The following is an 832-nucleotide window of genomic DNA, read 5'->3' as shown; positions in this document are numbered from 1 at the left end:
CCGGAACTCATCACAAGAGCAGAAAAGATTCCATTTGAAGTTATCAAGAAGGAAAATCCGAACCTCCCAGCTAAGCAAGAAAAGATTGTCACACCAGGTGTAGATGGCGAACGCACTCATTACATCTCTGTCCTTACTGAAAATGGTAAACAAACAGAAACCGTTCTAGATAGCCAAGTAACCAAAGAACCTGTGACCCAAGTGGTTGAAATCGGTGCCCCTATTACCCACAAAGGGGATGAAAGTGGCCTTGCTCCAGCTGCCGAAGCGAAACCAAGACTGGATATCCAAGAAGAAGAGATTCCGTTCACTACTGTGACACGTGAAAATCCACTCTTACTCAAAGGGAAGACTCAAGTCGTTACTAAAGGCGCTAACGGTCGTCGCAGTCATTACTACTCTGTGAGCACTAGTGCTGACGGTAAGGAAGTGAAAACTCTTGTAGATAGCCTTGTGACCCAAGAAGCAGTGACCCAAGTTATTGAAGTCGGAACTCTTGTAACCCATGTAGGGGACGAACACGGTCTTGCTCCAACCGCAGAAACAAAACCAAGACTGGATATCCAAGAGGAAGAAATTCCATTCACTACTGTGACACGTGAAAATCCTCAATTGCCAAAAGGACAAACGCAAGTTGTTACTAAAGGAGCTAACGGCCACCGTACTGCCTTCTACTCTGTGAGCACTAGTGCTGATGGAAAAGAAGAAAGAACGCTTGTCAATAGCGTGGTAACACAGGAAGCAGTCACTCAAGTTGTTGAAGTCGGCACTGCCGCTGAGAAAGCTGAGCAAACTGCACCAACTACTGCCAAAGCAGATGAAAAACAACTCC

The 832-nt window shown here is 45.9% G+C and carries 1 protein-coding gene; it reads left to right on the top strand.

Annotation, left to right across the window (positions count from 1 at the left end; genetic code table 11):
• Nucleotides 1-832 (top strand): G5 domain-containing protein (locus tag GMD1S_RS08380; RefSeq protein WP_000296673.1); only part of this gene is annotated, 832 nt, incomplete at both ends.

Source organism: Streptococcus sp. GMD1S (assembly GCF_000296875.1).
GTDB lineage: Bacteria > Bacillota > Bacilli > Lactobacillales > Streptococcaceae > Streptococcus.
Note: the sequence above shows the minus strand (reverse complement) of the source record. Positions and strands in the feature narration are given on the sequence as shown.